Source organism: Sphingobacterium puteale (assembly GCF_050986225.1).
Lineage (GTDB): Bacteria > Bacteroidota > Bacteroidia > Sphingobacteriales > Sphingobacteriaceae > Sphingobacterium > Sphingobacterium puteale.
The window spans coordinates 6431964-6451086 of the sequence record NZ_CP158959.1; the positions used below are offsets into that span (position 1 = coordinate 6431964).

A 19123-nucleotide genomic window follows, 5' to 3' on the forward strand; every position below is an offset into this window, starting at 1 on the left:
TATTCATGAGTTCAAGCAAATCTTTATATTACCGCTGGGTTCCCGAATGGATTAAACTTCCCATGATGATGTTGGCCATGTTTCCACATCTCATGCTGATGTCCCTGTTTCATTCGAACACCGCTTTTACCGCTTCTACGTTAGCGATCGAAATGGAAGATATTCAGTATTTTCTTTCATTAATGTATGGTGCTATTGTCGCAGCCCTGTTGATCTTTCATAGGCTATTTGCCTTCTTTCGGGTAAGGACATATATCCTGCTGACCTGCACGGTATCCATCCTCATTTTATTGGCCATTTCTATAACCAGAGATCCCTTCCTCATTGCCGTGCTCAGGGTGATCGAGGGTATTTTTTGTATACTTGAAGGCGCTTGTTTTCTTCCCTTGCTGATGATGCAGATCAGGCATTCCAAAAGCCGCACCATTGCCTATTTCTTCCTGTATACTTTTATGCTGACAGGCGGAACAATAACAACATCCCTCTTAAAAGAAAGTATTATGGATTATGGTTGGGAAGATATGATTCATGTTGTGCTCTATTGGCATTTGATGGTCATCGGGATCGCTTTACTATTTTTGAACAACAGGCGATTAAGCCGGAAATTCCCACTTTATCAATTGGATCTGGCCAGCTGTCTCTTTCTGCTGCTTTCGTTAAGCTGTGGGGCATATGTGTTGATTTATGGTCGTAAATATTATTGGTTCGAAAACAACACGATCGCAATTAACTTCGCACTTTTCCTAATTTTCGGGGCGCTTTTTGTCATCAAACAATATCTCGTAAGAAGACCACTGTTTCATTTTGAAATTTTGAAATATAAGAACGTTATTTTTGGCGTTATCCTATTTTTTTTATTTTATCTGATCCGGAGCAGCCTCAACAATGTCTACACTGTCATGTCCAATGTATGGCGGTGGCCCTGGCATTACATTGTCGACATCCAATACATTAATGTACTGGGGACCATCGTGGGAGTGGGTAGCTCAGGAATACTCTTATTGCGCAATGTATCACCGAAATACATTTTCGGACTGGGCTTCCTGATATTGACCACATCTTGCTTTTTGTTTGTCCCTACGTTTTATCCCGATACCACCGTTTGGGCAATAGGCCTGCCACTATTTCTTCAGGGAATCGGACAGGGCTGGCTGTTTACCCCACTTGTGATCTATATTATAACAGGGGTTGCTCCACATCATGTGGGCAATGCAGGTTTAATGGGCACGACCGTTAGATTCTGGAGCACCAATATTGGCTTTGCGCTGATTCAAAACATCAGTTACACCTTAAACCAAAAACATTTTATCCAGATCGAACAACACTTAAATACGAGCAGTCCGATCACAGTTGCCTATTGGAGTGCTTTGGTCGAAAAACACCTGGGGACATCCGGTGATCAATTGGCAACTAATCTTGCCAGTAAGAGTCTTCAGACAACAATTACCCAGCAGGCATCCCTGATCAGCAATATGGAAATCTTTACCTATCTCGGGATCTTGGGAGGAGCCATTACCTTAATCATTTTTCTATTTGCCCCCGCCAAGGCATTGTTCATGCGGCTGAGAATACCATATTTATAAAAAAAGCCATTGCAACGAGTTTGCAACAGCTTTTCGATACGGTAATATTTATTAGGCGTTAAACGCTAGAAGAGCTCGCTTTATACGCTCAATAACTTCGTTCTGACCAAGTAATTCCACGATCTGAAACACATCGGGACCAAACTTACCACCTACCAGCATAATCCGGAATGGCATCATCAGTTCCCCCATCTTCATTCCTGAGTTTTGAATTGCTTCTTTAAAGAAAGACTCGAGTTCGGCTGCTTTCCATTCCGTAAAACCTTCAAATGACGGAATGATGTTTTCAAAAAATACGGTTTTCTCCGCAGACCATTTTGGTTTTACCGCATTCAGATCGTATTCGGCTGGCTGTACAAAAAAGAAAGAAGCCTGAGTCCAAAAATCCTCTACAAAAGTTAATCGCTCTTTGACAGCAGCCAATACACGGTTCACATAACCTTCCTCTACCTTGATTTGGTGCTGAGCCAATAGATCATTGATCTGAGGTAATAAAGAATCACTTGAAGAACGTTTAATCCATTCGTGATTGAACCATTTTGCCTTTTCAAAATCAAACTTTGCTCCAGCTTTGCTAATGCGCTCGACGCTGAATTTTTGGATCAGCTCCTCTAAAGAAAATAGTTCTTGTTCTGTCCCATCGTTCCAACCCAACACACCAAGCATATTGACAAAAGCTTCTGGCAGGAATCCCATTTCACGGAATCCCTTTGTTGTATCACCAGATTTAGCATCCGTCCAATTCATGGCATATACAGGAAATCCTAAACGGTCACCATCTCGTTTACTTAATTTTCCATTACCATCAGGTTTAAGGATAAGTGGTAAATGTGCCCATTGTGGCATGCTATCAGCCCATCCAAGGTATTCCCATAATAGAATATGGATCGGTGCAGAAGGTAACCATTCTTCACCACGGAAGACATGGGATATCTCCATCGCCTTATCATCCACAACGACAGCCAAGTGATACGTTGGCATTCCGTCGGCTTTAAGCAGCACCTTATCATCCACTATATTGGTATCGAAGGCGACTTTCCCACGGATCATATCGGTGAATGACACCGTTTCGTCTGTCGGAATTTTTATCCGGATGGTATGCGGTGTTGCCGCATCCAGTAATTGTTGCGTTTCAGTTTCACTTAAGCTCAAAGAATTGCGCAATTGTAACCGATTTTCATGGCTATAACGGAAGTTAGGTTGCAGCTTACGTTGTTCTTCCAGCTCTTCTGCGGTATCGAATGCATAATAAGCGTAGCCATTCTTGATTAACTGTTCGGCATATTGGCGGTAAGAAGCTTTTCGTTCACTTTGACGGTAAGGGCCATATGGGCCACCTTTTAACGGACTTTCATCTGGAGTCAGGCCACACCAGGCCAAACATTCATTGATGTACTCCTCGGCTCCCGGGACAAAACGAGTTTGATCCGTATCCTCGACACGTAAAATAAAATCCCCCTGATGCTGACGTGCATAGAGAAAATTAAACAAAGCTGTACGTACGCCCCCAAGGTGAAGACCACCGGTAGGACTCGGTGCAAAGCGCACTCTTACTCTTCTTTCTGAACTCATGCCGCAAAATTACCACAAAATTTTTGATTTGGATAACAGGATGAGTTCTAAGCTGAAATAAAAGTGCAGAAAACAGACATTTATTCATTAATTTGCGCTAGAGTACAAATTACGGAATCATGAAACCCTCTCAGATAAGCCAACAACGCTGGAAATTTATTTTGCTCATCTTTGCGGCAATTATCGCCATCGCCTCATTGGTTTATACCAATTACCTTGTCCGCAACCTTGCACATGCCGAACGTTCCAAAGCCGAAGTATGGGCAATGAGTACCAAAAACATTATGACGATGCCCGATGTGGACGATGAATTCATTACATTCATCTATGCTGTTAGAGATAGTTTAAATCTGCCTGCAATCATCACCGACGATAAAGACGATATTATTTTTTGGCGCAATCTGGATTCCACCAAGACCAATATCAAGCCAATCCATAATGACAGCGTTACAAAGCAGCTGGATTATGACCCAAATTATTTCCAGAAACAGCTTGCCTTTATGAAAAAGAGTCATCCACCCATTACTTTGGAATTGGAAAATGGTCAAAAATGGCATGTTTACTATAAAGACTCTTGGTTTTTACAGCAATTACGTGTATTCCCCTATGTTCAGTTATCGCTGATCGCCCTCTTCCTGATTATTGCTTATACCGTTTTCAATTCCATTCGAAAATCCGAGCAGAACCTTGTCTGGGTGGGACTAACAAAAGAGGCCGCCCATCAATTGGGGACCCCCATATCTTCATTAATGGGCTGGCTGGAGCTGATTCGAATCAAATTTGATGCTGAGGAAGACGATACGCTGAATGAAATGGAAAATGATATTAAACGATTGGAGATCGTCGCCGATCGCTTTTCAAAAATAGGGTCAACACCTGTGCTGACCAATCACAATCTCTATGAGGTCATCAAAAATTACGTGGATTATTTCCGGATACGGACAAGTAATAAAATTACATTCGAATTAACGGGAGATATCCATGTGGAAGCCAAACTTAATATTCCACTTTTTGACTGGATTATCGAAAATTTATTGAAAAACGGCGTAAATGCAATTGGCACAGAAGGAAAGATAACTGTTAATATTTCAGAAAATATTGCGAAAGAAGAAATTTTTATAGACATTAGTGATACGGGCAAAGGAATTTCAAGATCAAATTTTGAATCTGTCTTCCAGCCGGGTTTTACAACACGTAAAAGAGGTTGGGGACTCGGCCTTAGCTTAACCAAACGAATGGTGCGGTATCATCAAGGACAAATCTTTGTTAAAGAATCTGAAATAGGTAAAGGAACAACATTTCGAATAATCTTAAAAAGCAACTTAAAATATGAAGCCACTCAAATCTGACGAATATCCGGCAGTATATGCTCCCTATATTGAGACTGTAGTCGACAACGTATTAGATGTATTGGAAGAACAAACGCTCTCTTTTCCAGCATTTCTGGATACCATCCCCGAAGAGAGAGGTAATTTCAAATATGCCGAAGACAAATGGACAATCAAAGAAGTGGTCGGTCATGTTATTGACAATGAGCGCATCATGGCTTACCGTGCATTACGATTTTCACGCAACGACCTGAAAGAGCTGGCCGGTTATGATCAGGACTACTTTATTCAACACTCCCGTTACAATGACCGTACCTTGGAAAGCCTAAGCAAAGAGTTTACTTATCTGCGCAAGGCCAACCTCATGCTGTTCAACAGTTTCAACGATGCAGAGTTAGAGCGCAAAGGCATGGCCTCAGAGCGACTGACCAGTGTCAAAGCATTATTATATGTGATTGCTGGACATCTTAATCACCACCGCATTATTATTCAGGAACGTTATTTAAACTCAGACGATGTCAAGAATTTGGTTTCAGCCTTACAACATTGAGGAAATAAATGTCTTTTTCAATAAATATCTGTCCGGATTATTGGAAATCAGCGCTACCGAAATAGATGACAACAGCATTACGGCGACCATGCCCGTCACAGATAAAGTGAAACAACCTCATGGTATCCTACATGGTGGGGCATCGGTGGTACTCGCAGAATCGCTAGGAAGCATTGCATCCAATTTGGTCGTCGACCCAGATAAATATCGCGGTGTAGGGCTCGAAGTCAATGCTAATCACATCCGACCGGTAAGCAGTGGAATCATTACGGCAAAATGCAGTCCTATTCATATTGGCCGATCGACCCACATCTGGGAGATAAAAATGTATGACCGCTTCAATAAGTTGAATTGTATCTCTAGACTTACAGTAGCTATCGTGCCCAAATAAGACCGGGTTTGCTAACTCGATTTACCAGTTCCATGTAATTCGAAATCAACAATATTTACAAGCTAAGAAGAATAATTTTCACAATTTATTCTTCTTTTTTTTGCCAAATAATTATCAAAATCCCGCTTTATTTATTTCCGATATTCAAGAAAATTAAGTAGTCTTGTAAGATGGATATTTTAAAAATCAACAAAAATAGCATGCAATCGTTTGTTTAAAGCTATTTTTTACTGATTGACAAATCCGTGAACGATAACTTAACTAAATATATAAAATAAAACATGACCACTAATCCTAACGTTGGTAAAACAGCTTTTCGCCCTATGGCCATTTGCTGTGGATTATTTTTTATCCTCGGTTTTATTACCTGGGCAAACGGAACGTTAATCCCGTTCTTAAAGATTGCTTGTAATTTAGAAACAGACTTACAAGCATTTTTTGTAACCTTCGCATCTTATATTGCCTATTTTTTTCTGGCCCTTCCAAGTTCAGTTATTATTAAAAAAATCGGCTTCCAAAATGGCCTGGTTGTTAGTCTTGTTATATTAGGTTTGGGATCCTTGATTTTTATCCCTGCGGCCGATAGCAGAAGTTATGGCCTATTTTTAACGGGAATATTTATTCAGGGATCGGGTATGGCCCTTCTTCAAACGGCTGTCAATCCCTATTTAAGTATTATTGGTCCAATAGATAGTGCTGCACAACGGATCTCGATAGCAGGATTCTTTAATAAATCTGCAGGAATTATCGTACCGATATTATTTGGAACACTCTTTTTAAAAGATGCGCAAAATGTGACCGCAAAATTAGAAGCTACCACTGATCTAGTGCAAAAAAATGCCATTTTAGATGATCTCCTCCAACGTGTTCACACCCCTTACATTTCCCTTGCTGTAATCTTTGTTGCTTTCGCAATTTTCTTAAAATTCACACATCTTCCTGAAGTCGACGTTGATGCTGAAGAAGAAAGTAGCGAAGAAAATGGCAATGTCGCAGTGAAAAAGACCTCGATCTTTCAGTTCCCACACCTATTCTTAGGGTCACTGGCCATTTTCTTTTGTGTTGCTGTCGAAGTAATGGCGGGAGATATCATTGGTGTCTACGCACGTGAGCTGAAAGTAGCTCCGTTCTTTACAACATATGCTACAGCGTTTACTCTTTCGTGTATGCTGATCGGGTACATTATCGGTATCATCTCGATCCCTAAATATGTATCTCAACAAATGGCACTACGCATCTGTACCATTATAGGAATTACATTTACGCTTATATCTGTTTTTACAACCGGAACCACATCATTCGTCTTTGTTGCTTTATTAGGAATTGCAAACTCCTTAATGTGGCCTGCAATTTTCCCATTGGGAATCAAAGGGCTAGGAAAATTCACAAAAACCGGATCGGCCATTATGATTATGGGAATCGCGGGCGGTGCAATCTGGCCTTTAGTCTATGGTTATCTAAAAGATCACTTACATATTGATTTTCAACATGCCTTCCTTTATGCCATGATTCCCGGATATTTATATATCATGTACTTTTCAATAGCTGGTCATAAAATTGGAAAAAAAGCGTAAGAAAAGTACCGAAGAATTTCACAAAAAAGGGCACCTAAAAATAGATGCCCTTTTTTGTGAAATTCTTCCTATTTTTAAGAGATAAATCTAAGTTCAGTTGCAGCTCGGATTTACTCGATGACAGATTATGCGACATGCTTTATACGAACTAAAAAAGCATTAGCCATTAATTAGCAAAATTCTATATTCATAAATCACCGGGCTAATTGGCCCAAAAAGTAATTATCGAACAAATGAAAAAGAAATTCTTTGCCATTGCATTTGCAGCAGCCTTAATGTTTACTGCCAATGAATCCTATGCCCAGTTAAAATTTCCGGCAGCAAGTAGTGCCCAAACAGTTACACAGGGACTAGGGATTGAAAATGTAACCCTCAGCTACAGCCGTCCGAGCATGAACGGCCGTAAGATCTTTGGTGACCTTGTACCTTACAATGAGGTATGGCGTACAGGTGCCAATACCAATACAACCTTGACCTTTGAAGGTGATGTTACAATCAACGGAAATAAACTCGCTGCAGGAACCTATGCATTATTCACCATCCCTAACAAGAACGAGTGGACTGTAATTATCAGCAAGAATACCAAACAATGGGGTGCTTACACCTATAATCAGTCCGAAGATGCACTTCGTTTCAATGTTAAACCACAGAATTTAAGCAGTCCGGTTGAAACCTTTACGATCTCTTTCGACAATGTCACACCAACAGATGCCATATTAAATCTTGCATGGGAGAAAACAGCAATAAAAGTAGCTCTTAAAGTCAATCAACAGGCAAAAATCATCGCCTCCATTGAGGAAGCAATGAAAGGTGAGAAAAAGCCTTATTTCGCTGCTGCCCAATATTATTTCAACAATAACATAGACGAGAAGAAAGCATTAGCTTGGTTTGACGAAGCGGCGAAAGCACAGCCTAAAGCCGCCCATGTATTGTACTGGAAGGCGAAAGCGCAACTCAAAGCCGGCGATAAAAAAGGTGCCATAGAAACGGCCACGAAAGGGGTCGAAGTCGCTACGGAAGGTAAAAATAGCGAATACATCAAATTGAATACGCAGATTATCAATGCGGCAAAAAAATAAAGCAGTGATAAACGGATAGCAAAGCGGGGTATCTAATCTTTTGGATACCCCGCTTTTTGTTAATTTCATTCGTGTACTCCGGCCTCTCCCTTCAAATATTCAATTGGCAGTGAGTTCGCTTTACTCTTGGCCAACGTCATTTTTATAACTCATCTTTGAGCAGTTGTTCCAATTCCTCAGGCGAAACATTCATGTTCACATTGCCGTCCTTTGCAAAAGAGATCTCTCCGGTTTCTTCAGAGACAATGACCGCTATGGCATCGGAGATTTCGGTCACCCCGATCGCCGCACGATGTCGTAACCCAAACTGTAGCGGTAAATCCTCACTATCCGACAGTGGAAGTACGCAGGAAGCAGTCATAATTTTAAAATCGACGATCACTACGGCACCATCATGCAAGGGACTATTTTTATGGAAGATGCTCTCGATTAACCGCTTCGAAATATGAGCGTCAATATATTCACCGCTACTCTGGTAATATTCCTCATCAAAATATTTTGAGAAAACCAATAAAGCCCCGGTGCGTGTACGCGACATGCTTCTACAAGCCTCCACAACTGGCCTTAAATCCTCGGTCAAATCCTTCTGTATAGCTTTTTTATTCCCTAAAAAAGACCAGAAGACCTTCTTTCGTTTCATCGATATATTCTTGCCCACATGGAGCAAAAAGCGCCTGATTTCCTGCTGGAATACCACGATAAGCGCAATGGAACCTACGGATATAAATCCGCCGAATATCTCGGTCAATAGACGCATGTGCATCTGTTTGACGACGATATAAACCCCATAAAATAAGGCCACCCCGATCAGGATATTCACCGCAATGGTACCCCGAATCAGACTATAGATATAGTAGATAATAATCGCCACCAATATAATATCGATAACGTCCAATAGGCGAAAGCCACTAAACAAGCTATAATCGATTCCATCCATATATGCAAGTTAAAAAAAAATAGATATTATTCGTATTTTTACCCTATAACATATAGTAAAATGACTAGACTTTCAGTAAATATCAATAAAATCGCAACACTCAGAAATTCAAGAGGCGGCAATAATCCTAATCTTGTGGCTGCTGCATTAGCCTGCGAACGTTTTGGGGCGCAGGGCATCACTGTCCACCCAAGACCGGACGAAAGGCATATCCGCTATCAGGATGTCTTTGACTTAAAAGCTGAAATTCAGACCGAACTCAATATCGAAGGCAATTGCCAGGAACAGAAATTCATTGATCTTGTCCTCGCCAATAAGCCTGCCCAAGTAACCTTGGTACCGGATGCTGAAGGGCAGTTGACTTCCAATCATGGTTGGGACACGATCAAAAACAAAGCCTACTTAAAGGATATGTGCCAATTGTTCAAAGATGCCGGTATACGTGTTTCAATCTTTGTGGACCCAGTTGAGGAGATGGTCGAGGCAGCAGCTGAAACAGGTACGGATCGTATCGAATTATATACAGAAGGCTTTGCCAGCGAATATGGTTTTGATAAAGATGCCGCCATCAGCCCCTATTTTAGAGCGGCAGTGAAAGCACGTGAAGTTGGATTAGGCCTGAATGCGGGTCATGACCTCGATTTAAACAACCTCCAGTATTTTAATCAGCATATACCCGAATTACTGGAAGTCAGCATTGGGCATGCCTTAATTTCAGACGCGCTATACCTCGGTCTTGAAGAAACAATCAAACGCTATCTGGCCTGCTTAAAATAAACAATACGATGAGGACTGGCTAAACTGGTTAAAGCACAGCTAAGGTAAGTACAACTCTATTGGGAAAGCGCTCCGGTCAGCACCGGGATTTTGTCCAAACAGCCAGGTACCTTAAGCCACAGTTGCATCTCTCCGCAAAAAAACAAGACTAAAGAGACTTTCCAGAATAAGGAAAAGACAAATAGAAAAAGGCTTTCTTGCAGGAAGAAAGCCTTTTTCTATTTGTTTTAAATCCACCATCAAAAGAAGATGCACTCCTTATAAAAGGATTAATGAATTCCCTTAAATATACGGTTCCAGCGGATTTTAGAAAGGCCCGAACCGATTTCATCCCAGCTCATCCAGGTGAATAATGCCTTGCCCACGATATGGTCTTCAGGAACAAAGCCCCATCCTCTTGAATCCAGGGAATTGTGGCGGTTATCCCCCATCATCCAGAAATAATCCATTTTAAAAGTGTAGCTATCCGCTTTGACATCATTGATATAAATCCCGTCAGCCCGTTTCTCCAATTTATTATTTTCATAGACGTGAATTGCACGTTCGTAAATTGGTAATGTCTGCGCGTTCAGGGCAACCGTCCAGCCTTTCTTTGGAATAAGTATCGGACCGAAATTATCAAAATCCCACTTATACTGAGGGTCATAGGGATAGGCACCTTCCCCAACTGGACTTCTTCTGATTTCTTTTACATTTGACCAGGATTTCACCAATGCCAGCTCGTCCTTGGTCATAAACAGCTGATAAACTCCGGGCTGTTGATCCGAGCCTACAGCCTCTATTCTCAATTCCCGTAGACGATCCATGTTCAATGGAGTTCCGTCGGTCAGCACCAGATAATCCAATTGACTTTCAGGCGGGTCAAATCCGGGTTGGTCATTGACAAATAGCTTTGCATCCTTCATGGAGATCTTATCTCCCGGCAAACCCACACAACGTTTGATATAATTTTCACGTTTATCGATCGGCCGAGCCTGAATCGTAAACTGCGAGTTTACCGTTTGCCAGCCGTAAGCCCTTACAAGATCATAATAACTAGCATTCTGGTTTTCCAACGCAACAGTATCCCCTGCGGGAAAATTAAAAACTACGACATCATTTCGCTCAATCTTTTGAAATCCGGGGAGCCGTTTATAGGGCAGCTCGATAAGCTCAGAGTAAGCCTTTCCACCAGTTACCGGCATGGTATGATGTGCAAAAGGAAAAGCAATTGGCGTATTTGGCACACGAGGGCCATAATTCAGTTTGCTTACGAATAGAAAATCCCCAATTAATAGCGTACGTTCCATGGATCCAGTAGGGATCATATACGCTTCGATTAAAAATCCACGGATAAGCGAAGCCGCTACAGTTGCGAAAACAATGGCGTCAGCCCATTCACGCACCATAGATTTTTTATATGGATATTTAATCTTGTATTCCTTAAAGGATTCCTGCTCAATTTCCGCACGCTTTTCCGCTGTCAATTCTACACCTTCCTGCGCGGCGGTCTTTAGGTTTTTAGCATACAAGCCATTTAAAAAACGTACGTTATTATCTTTTGCCCACATTGGGAGTACAATAAAGGGGACCAAAACAGCCGCCGCATTTTCCCAAAAACGACGCTTGCCAAAACAATGGATAAAGTCGAGGTACAGGTTATAGAAAACAAAAATATTAACGATCGGGATCAGCAATAAGATCACCCACCAAGTTGGCCGCCCTGTTAATTTGGCTTGAATATATTGACTATAAAAAGGTACGATTGCTTCCCAGCCCTTTCTGCCAGCTTTAACAAACAATTGCCACAATCCATATCCCGCTATTGCTGTTAAAACCGCAAAGATAATTAACCACATAATCTATTAATTAGTACTATTTATTAAAATCGAAAATTTCAGTCACTTGATAAAATCCCTTTTTACCGTTCAACCACTCAGCAGCAACTACCGCACCCAAAGCAAAGCCGTCACGGCTATGTGCGGTGTGCTTAAATTCTATCTGATCTACTTCGGAACTGTACAACACGGTATGTGTACCTGGGACTTCTTCAATTCGATGGCTCTCGATGAGAAGTTCTTGTGGTTTAGGAATAATTTCATCCTGCTCACCCACGACAGTATTGACCCAGTTTGTCTTCACATCACTGTGATCCAGGATACCTTCGGCAATGGTGATTGCTGTACCGCTCGGCGCATCCAATTTGTGGATATGGTGGATTTCTTCTACCTGAACATCATATTGTTTATAAGGTTGTAAAGCCTGTGCCAACATACGATTGATATGGAAGAACACATTCACGCCGATCGAAAAATTTGAACCATATAAAATGGTTCCCCCTAAGTCCAAACATTTTTCTCTGACACTTTCCAGTTGATCGTACCAGCCCGTTGTCCCTACGACAATCGGCACACCAGCTTCCAAGCAAAGATTCATATTATCCAGAGCAGCTGATGGCACACTAAAGTCGATCGCTACATCAGCTCCCTTAATATCATCAACTGTCAGGCCGGGACGATTATTTTCATCCACAACTAAAAAAATCTGATGGCCTCTCTTCAGTGCATACCTTTCGATAATCTGCCCCATTTTGCCATATCCCAAGAGAATGATGTTCATATATCTAGAAAATAAAGTATAGTTTATTTTTAAAATTAAAAAATTCCAGTGAAAAACAGACACAAAACCATGGTTAACAACGATTTTTTATTAAAAGTGTCCATATTTAAGACCATAAGGGCCTTAAATCGTCATTCAATGATACTTAATACGGACTCCGACCCAAAGTTTAATTGAATTTCATGGACAACTTTAATCCAACAGTAGGTTTAAATGTAAATGAACCGGATGCTAGACTGGCATCCATTAATGTAGGTCCAATGGAAAAAGCCGTCTTTTTGGGCTTATCATCACCAATGCTCCAGCGATATTTTAGCATCGAATCGATATAAGCTTCAGCGACGTTCAATCCGTATACTCCAAGTGTGAGTAACACCATCAGATCGCGGTCTCGCCTTGCATTATCCTTTCCACGAATAATTGCCTCATTTGTAACCTGATTATAATAAGGATCTACTGGCTTACCTTCGCTCCGGTCTTTCAATACCCCCAAAAGTTCTTTATAATATTTATTATTAAAATCGAAAACGAGCACTGTAGTCGCCAATCCGCCATAGATCACAGGGACTTTTATCCACCATAAACCGCCGTTGGAATATTGCCCCCAACCGGGGAGCACCAAAGAACGCTTCCAGGCCTGCTTATTCTTTGCTTCAATCGCTAAACGCGTAGAATCTTTAAATACGACCTTCTCCTTCGCCTTGGCTTCCTCCTTTTCACGCTTTTTACGTTCTTTTCTGGATTCCTTTTTTATAGTATCCTGTGCCGATTTTGGTTTCAAACTTTCTGTTTTGATCGTTTGGACCTGTTTTTTGGAAATTGTATCGACAGTCTGTCCGTGCACGATAAGTACAGCAAATAAGGCAAAGAACAAACTTATTAACTTGGCCATATTACCAGTCTAAAAGTTCAAGAATACGGCTCAGGTCATCCTCGGATTCAAAAGGAATTTCAATAGCCCCCTTGCCTTTGGTGCTCTTTAAATTCAATTTGACTCTTGACGAAAATTTCGAAGCCAGATCATCTTCAATTTTCTGCAGCTGAAAGGACATTGGAGTTTTATCCTTAACTGCTTTTTTCTTGCCCCCTTTTTGAAGTTCACGAACTAACTCTTCGGCTTTTCTAACCGAAAGTCCCTGGTCGATGATCAATTTAAAGATATAGAGCTGCTTATCCACTTCTGCGATATTTATCAACGCGCGTGCATGCCCCATAGTTAGAGCGCCGTCGCGTATGGCAGCTTGAATGACCGGCGGTAGTTTTAATAAGCGCAAATAATTCGTTACCGTCGAACGGTTTTTGCTGACACGTTCGCCCAATTCCTCCTGCTTTAAATTACATTCCTCGATCATGCGCTGGAAGCTTAATGCCACTTCGATGGCATTTAAGTTTTCACGTTGGATGTTCTCGATCAAAGCCATTTCCAACATCTGCTGGTCATTGGCTGTACGGATATAGGCTGGAATCTCAGTTATGCCCGCCAGTCTTGAAGCTCGAAGACGTCGCTCCCCAGAGATCAACTGGTAGTTTCCATCCGAAATCTTGCGTACGGTAATCGGTTGGATTAGCCCTTGTAAGGTAATGGATTCAGCTAATTCCTGTAATGCGACCGGGTCAAATTCCGTACGGGGTTGAAACGGGTTCACCGATATTTCTTCCACCCGAACATGGCTGATACTGCCATTTTCTTTTGTTGTATTTGCTGTAGCAGGCGTCACTAGAGGAGCCTCCTCCACTTGCTGACTATTTTTTGCAGGAGCTTCTACACTATCGTTTAATAGCGCACCTAAACCTCTTCCCAGTCCTGTTTTACGCTGATGTGCTGCCATATTATGCGGTTACTGTTGTATTCATTTCATTAAAATGCCCGTTTTTCTGCAATATTTCACGCGCCAGATTCAAATAATTGATCGCACCTTTACAGGAAGCGTCGTGCATGATAACAGAAATACCGAAACTAGGAGCTTCACTTAAACGAGTATTACGTTGAATGATGGTATCAAAAACTAAATCCGTAAAATGCGTTTTCACTTCTTCAACAACTTGATTGGAAAGCCTCAAACGCACATCATACATCGTCAACAAAATACCCTCAATCTCCAAACTAGTATTTAAACGGTTTTGAACAATTTTAATTGTGTTCAGCAATTTTCCCAGCCCTTCCAATGCAAAATACTCACATTGAACCGGTATGATTACTGAATCGGACGCCGAGAGGGCATTAATGGTAATTAATCCCAATGAAGGTGAACAGTCAATGATAACAAAATCATAATCATCTTTTACTTGATCCAAGATCTTCTTCATCTTGTACTCCCGTTCATGCATATTGATCATTTCAATTTCTGCACCTACCAGGTCAATATGGGCCGGTAAAAGATCAAGATTAGGCGTTTCAGTGGACTGAATAGCGTCTCTTGGGTTCAGATCATTGACCAAACATTCGTATATACTTTCATTGATTGTACGAGGGTCAAAACCAATCCCAGAAGTGGAGTTTGCTTGAGGATCCGCATCCACCAACAATGTCTTATATTCTAAAACCGCCAAACTAGCCGCCAAATTAATTGACGTTGTGGTCTTTCCGACCCCACCCTTTTGGTTTGCGATTGCGATTACTTTTCCCATCTTGAATGAAAACCTTTCTTAATTAAAATGTCATTTTACACTACATTTCACTTTCCTGAAGATCAATTTGTCCAAATATTTACGCTAAATTTAATTTAGCCAAACAAATTCAGCATATTTCGTACTTTTGATTGATCAAAAGCACATATCCTCAGGATGCTAAGATACAAAAAATCAAGATATGTATCCACTTTGAAATAGTGCTTTTTATAAGTATCAACAACACAATGATTTTAATAATATCCGGAACAAACCGTCCTCATAGTAAGACGTTAAAAATAGCAAAATGCTACCAACAGCTACTTCACCGTAAATCCGTTGAGAACGAGATCTTTTCGCTATCAGATCTCCCTGCAAATATTTTGGAAACAGACCTTTACGGAAAAAGAAGCCCTGCTTTTGAACCGATCCAGCAAAAAGTTAGCCAAGCCGATATGTTTATTTTTGTCGCACCTGAATACAATGGAAGCATCCCCGGTGCACTCAAACTTTTTATTGACTGCTGCACCTTCCCCATTAGTTTTTACCACAAAAAAGTTGCATTGGTAGGATTATCCTCCGGAAGATATGGCAACCTCCGCGGAATAGATCACCTCACAGGAATATGTCACTACCTCAGAATGCATGTTCTCCCGCTCAAGATATTCCTCCCCAATGTACAACAGGAACTGAACGAAAACGGAGAATTATTTAAAGAAGATACGCTCCAGTTTATCAACGAACAGATTGAGGAAATCGTACGGTTTTAATTCATCCTTGCAGGTATTCGCCCTTGATAGTACCCTCGACAGACACTTTTGAGCTTTTCATATATTTTACGCGCACCTGTGAAGATCATGTACCAAGACAAAGATATACGGGTGAACGAATCACAAAAAAAGAAGCCTTTGGTATGTCAAAGGCTTCTTTTTGTAAAGTCATATTCGGAAAAAGGCAACAGTTTATCAGCCAAAGCCCCCCCCAAAAAAAAACAGTCTCCGATCCCCATCTAAAATAGGGATAACAAAAAAACTAATACCCAAACAATTCTTTTAAGTCAAGTTTTTTCACTTCGCCCAATTTAGCAAGATCTTCCGGTTTGAGACCATCTTCCTTCGCCACAATACAATATACATAAGGTTTTCGGCTCATTTCTTTCTTGTGAAACATATTTAAATCAGCATAAGTCAACTTAGGCGCTTGTTCATAGACAGCTTTACGGATATCTGTTGTATTGCCCAGACGTTGTGCCGCCAGATAGCTACTTAATATAGATGCATTCAGCACCCGCTCACTGGCGATGGATTTTTGTAAGCTCACTTTAGCAATATCCAATCCTTTCGCACTTTCGGGCAGCACATCCAATAATTCGTTCATACCCTTGATCGCCTCATTGAATTTATCGGCCTGTGTACCTACATAAGCGCCTACCGTATAATGATTTTCTTTTTTATACGGTTGCCCATAAAATGCGTAAGTAGAATAGGCCAATGCTTTTGATTCACGAATAGTCTGAAAAACAATACTGCCCATGCCGCCGCCAAAATAATTATTGAACAATGACACTGTTGGTGTTAATGGGTTCGAATACAGACCGGAAGTTCTATACCAGAACACTTCGGCTTGTTTCATATCAAAATCAGCAAATAGCACCTGATTTTTTGTGGTTGGCTGTTCAGTAAACACCAAACCTTTTGTGCCCTTCAGGTAGTCGCCCGCACCCTGTTTCAATGGTTTTGCCTTTGCCACAAACTCACTGGTGCTCAACGGTCCGAAATACAGTATAGTATGCTCCATATTGGCCAGATCATGCAGTGCTTTCACCAAATCTTCTGCCTTCAACGCATCCAGCTCCGCATCTGTAAACACATTGTTGAACGGGTTTTTGGCTCCGTATTTTGCGTACGATTTTAAACCTTCCATGATAACCCCTTTGTTTTCCTTTGCATTGGCTCTGGACTTCTTAAGACGGACAATATACATTTTGAAAGCTTCCTCATCTGCAATACAATTGCGCAATAAGTCCTGAATTAAAGACTGCGTAGCGATAAAATTTGTATTTAAACCCGAAATTGAAACCAATGTTTCCTCGTTTCCGGCAGACACCGAAAAATCAGACGCCAATTGATAAAAATCTTTACTGAATTGCTCGCTGGATTTATCTTTCGTACCTAAAAACTCCAGGTATCCTGCAGCCAGCGACAGTAATTTATTATTCCATTTACCTACATCAAAACGATAGGACAGCGAGAATAATTCGTTATCATTATTCTTCACAGCAAGTACAGGCAGGCCATTCGCAGTAGCTTTCTGAACATCTTTATTATAGTCTACCCACACCGGTTGGATTTTATCTTCAGGCATGGCTTCCACCGTTTTCAGGAAATCAGATTGATCGTCACGATTGACAGTCACCGGTGTAATTTCCGGCTTCACAACCTTAACGACATTATTGTCTATCCCTTTGCGTTTATAAACGACAACATAGTTATTATCGTTTAGATATTTATTGGCAAAATCGACGATATCTTGTTTTGTAATTTTATTTAGCCCATCAGAATAGCTAACCACCGAGGCCCAGTCCTGACCGGATGTGAAAGCATCCATCAAAGCTTCAGCACGGTCACCATAACTTTCATATTGTTTGATCTCATCTTTTTTCGCGTTATTGACGATTGCGCCTATCAAGTCATCAGAAAACTCACCTTTTCGCAATTTTTCCAGTTCTTTAAGTAATAACTGCTGCACCTCCTCCAGGCTCTGTCCCTGACTTGGATTCCCCTGTAAAATCAATAATGAGTAATCTTTCAATACATAAGGAAAGGCTCCTGCGCCCAATAATTTCTGATTCTTCACCAGGTCCAGATCGATCAGACCCGCAGACCCGTTCGTCAGAATCTGGCTCATCAGATTTAACAGCTGCGCATCCTTGGTCGCGGCCCCGGGAAAACGGAAACCCATAAACATAAATTCTGCATCCGGCCCTTTAACTTCCCGGACAATCGGGGTCAAAATAGGTTGCTCAGGATCGAAAGTATAGGGAGGTATTTCTTTAGGCTGCATAAAAGCAAAACTCCGGTCCACTTTCTTTACAACCTCTGTAGGATCAAAATCGCCGGACATGATCACCCCCATATTGTTGGGCACGTAATAAGTATGAAAATATTCACGGATCGCTTTCAATGACGGGTTTTTCAGATGTTCCACTGTACCGATCGTGGTTTGTTTTCCGTAATTATTATTGGGAAATGCGGCCTCAAACATAGCTTCCACAGCTTTACGGCTGTCTTTATCCAATCCGATATTTTTCTCTTCATATACAGCCTCCAGTTCCGTATGGAACAGACGCAGTATCGGATTCCTAAAACGTTCGGCTTGTACAGCAAGATATTTATCCATCACATTACTCGGAATCTGCTCTTGGTATACCGTCTGTTCGAATGAGGTAAACGCATTTGTCCCCTCGGCACCCATGGATGCCATCAGCTTGTCGTATTCATTAGCGATCGCATACTTTGCAGCTTCACCCGACACCCGGTCAATCTCCTTGTATATTGCTTTCCGCTGCGCCTCATCAGTTGTACCATTGTACTTTTCATAGAGCGCGTCAATCTGATCCAATAAAGGCTTTTCTTTCGCCCAATCTTTGGAGCCAAATTTATCTGTCCCTTTAAAGAGCATGTGCTCCAGATAGTGCGCCAAGCCAGTATGGTCCTTCGGATCGGTTTTACTTCCCGCTTTTGTTGCGATATAGGTTTGGATACGCGGTTCTTTTTTGGTTGGACTTAGAATAACGGTTAGGCCATTTTTAAGTTTATAGAATCTTGAATGGGTAGGGTCATTGGTCACATATTTGTAGATATACCCACCCTCAGAAGCTTCTTTCCAGTCAAATTTGGCATTTTGAGCAAACAAAGCTCCCTCCGCTGTTGTTAGAGCAAACGTAACAGCGGTAATTTTAAATAGATTTTTAATCATATTTCCTTTTTCTTTTCAACTCAAACTTAGATAAATTGCTGTGGATATGCAATATAATCACGAACATATAAAAACAATTATTGCGCTCCGCTGTTGTTCTACGTGGTTCTTTGTCGCTAAAAAGCGTCAATTTATGCTCCGCATTAACC

16 protein-coding genes are annotated in these 19123 nt (G+C 41.2%); 8 read left to right on the plus strand and 8 right to left on the minus strand.

The window, feature by feature from the left end:
• The first annotated feature begins 5 nt into the window (after positions 1 to 5).
• Positions 6 to 1583, plus strand: a complete 1578-nt coding sequence (locus ABTV71_RS26635) for a hypothetical protein (protein WP_433901648.1) — start codon at positions 6 to 8, stop codon at positions 1581 to 1583.
• Positions 1584 to 1634: 51 nt separating this feature from the next.
• Here the strand turns inward: ABTV71_RS26635 and gltX are convergent, their stop codons facing one another.
• Positions 1635 to 3155, minus strand: a complete 1521-nt coding sequence (gene gltX / locus ABTV71_RS26640; protein ID WP_433901649.1) for a glutamate--tRNA ligase — start codon at positions 3153 to 3155, stop codon at positions 1635 to 1637.
• 119 nt (positions 3156 to 3274) lie between these two features.
• Between gltX and ABTV71_RS26645 the strand changes: the two genes are divergently transcribed.
• From ABTV71_RS26645 to ABTV71_RS26665, 5 genes are all read left to right on the plus strand, one after another.
• Positions 3275 to 4504, plus strand: a complete 1230-nt coding sequence (locus tag ABTV71_RS26645; RefSeq protein ID WP_433901650.1) for a sensor histidine kinase — start codon at positions 3275 to 3277, stop codon at positions 4502 to 4504.
• Positions 4485 to 5033, plus strand: coding sequence for a DinB family protein (locus ABTV71_RS26650; RefSeq protein ID WP_104383679.1), 549 nt, complete (start codon positions 4485 to 4487; stop codon positions 5031 to 5033). Before ABTV71_RS26645 ends, ABTV71_RS26650 begins: the two co-directional genes overlap by 20 nt.
• Entirely contained in the window at positions 4999 to 5424 is a 426-nt protein-coding gene (locus ABTV71_RS26655) for a hotdog fold thioesterase (RefSeq protein WP_121120801.1), read from the plus strand. Before ABTV71_RS26650 ends, ABTV71_RS26655 begins: the two co-directional genes overlap by 35 nt.
• A gap of 281 nt (positions 5425 to 5705) precedes the next feature.
• Positions 5706 to 6998, plus strand: a complete 1293-nt coding sequence (locus ABTV71_RS26660) for a sugar MFS transporter (RefSeq protein ID WP_433901651.1) — start codon at positions 5706 to 5708, stop codon at positions 6996 to 6998.
• 233 nt (positions 6999 to 7231) lie between these two features.
• The gene (locus ABTV71_RS26665; protein WP_121120805.1) at positions 7232 to 8077 is read left to right on the plus strand and encodes a DUF2911 domain-containing protein; all 846 of its coding nucleotides are present in this window, start codon (positions 7232 to 7234) and stop codon (positions 8075 to 8077) included.
• A gap of 142 nt (positions 8078 to 8219) precedes the next feature.
• Here the strand turns inward: ABTV71_RS26665 and cdaA are convergent, their stop codons facing one another.
• Positions 8220 to 9014, minus strand: coding sequence for a diadenylate cyclase CdaA (gene cdaA, locus ABTV71_RS26670; RefSeq protein WP_181390572.1), 795 nt, complete (start codon positions 9012 to 9014; stop codon positions 8220 to 8222).
• Between the two features lie 60 nt (positions 9015 to 9074).
• Here cdaA and ABTV71_RS26675 point away from each other — a divergent pair, with 60 nt between their 5' ends.
• Positions 9075 to 9791, plus strand: coding sequence for a pyridoxine 5'-phosphate synthase (locus ABTV71_RS26675; protein ID WP_121120807.1), 717 nt, complete (start codon positions 9075 to 9077; stop codon positions 9789 to 9791).
• Positions 9792 to 10060: 269 nt separating this feature from the next.
• On the opposite strand, the gene lepB is transcribed toward ABTV71_RS26675, so the two are convergent.
• The 5 genes from lepB to ABTV71_RS26700 form a co-directional block, all read right to left on the minus strand.
• The gene (gene lepB, locus ABTV71_RS26680) at positions 10061 to 11629 is read right to left on the minus strand and encodes a signal peptidase I (protein ID WP_121120809.1); all 1569 of its coding nucleotides are present in this window, start codon (positions 11627 to 11629) and stop codon (positions 10061 to 10063) included.
• Between the two features lie 16 nt (positions 11630 to 11645).
• Positions 11646 to 12389 (minus strand): 4-hydroxy-tetrahydrodipicolinate reductase, encoded by a 744-nt coding sequence (gene dapB / locus ABTV71_RS26685; protein ID WP_121120811.1) that lies wholly within the window; start codon positions 12387 to 12389, stop codon positions 11646 to 11648.
• Positions 12390 to 12558: 169 nt separating this feature from the next.
• Positions 12559 to 13281, minus strand: coding sequence for a DUF5683 domain-containing protein (locus ABTV71_RS26690; RefSeq protein WP_121120813.1), 723 nt, complete (start codon positions 13279 to 13281; stop codon positions 12559 to 12561).
• 1 nt (position 13282) lies between these two features.
• Positions 13283 to 14218 (minus strand): ParB/RepB/Spo0J family partition protein, encoded by a 936-nt coding sequence (locus tag ABTV71_RS26695; protein ID WP_121120815.1) that lies wholly within the window; start codon positions 14216 to 14218, stop codon positions 13283 to 13285.
• A 1-nt stretch (position 14219) separates the two neighbouring features.
• On the minus strand, positions 14220 to 15017 hold the full coding sequence (locus tag ABTV71_RS26700; RefSeq protein WP_121120817.1) for a ParA family protein: 798 nt from the start codon (positions 15015 to 15017) through the stop codon (positions 14220 to 14222).
• Positions 15018 to 15244: 227 nt separating this feature from the next.
• Between ABTV71_RS26700 and ABTV71_RS26705 the strand changes: the two genes are divergently transcribed.
• Positions 15245 to 15766, plus strand: coding sequence for an NADPH-dependent FMN reductase (locus ABTV71_RS26705; protein WP_433901652.1), 522 nt, complete (start codon positions 15245 to 15247; stop codon positions 15764 to 15766).
• A gap of 262 nt (positions 15767 to 16028) precedes the next feature.
• Here the strand turns inward: ABTV71_RS26705 and ABTV71_RS26710 are convergent, their stop codons facing one another.
• Complete coding sequence (locus tag ABTV71_RS26710) at positions 16029 to 18974, minus strand: insulinase family protein (RefSeq protein ID WP_433901653.1); 2946 nt, start codon at positions 18972 to 18974, stop codon at positions 16029 to 16031.
• Positions 18975 to 19123 lie beyond the last annotated feature (149 nt).